Annotated in this window: 1 protein-coding gene; it reads right to left on the reverse strand. The window is 34.9% G+C overall.

The window, feature by feature from the left end:
* The coding region (locus ACYQ4S_RS13000; protein WP_459771604.1) for a hypothetical protein at positions 1-252 on the reverse strand (252 nt) is incomplete at both ends.

The following is a 252-nucleotide window of genomic DNA, read 5'->3' on the forward strand; positions in this document are numbered from 1 at the left end:
GTATTTTATCTTGCCAGTTTATTGAGGATAGTTGTAAATCTCTTATGTCACTAACCCTAAGACCGTATACACTAGCGAACATCATCATTAAATAAATGGTCTTTCCCCATTTAGTATCACGATCTACGCTGTTCAATACAGAATGAATTTCTTGTGGTGTATAGGTAGAGGGAAGACGATTATGTTTTGGGGTCTTAATATTCTTAAGAATTAATAGAGGTTCAATGGAAAGTTGTTTGTAAATGATCGGGC

This window comes from Alkalibacterium sp. s-m-28, assembly GCF_054658175.1.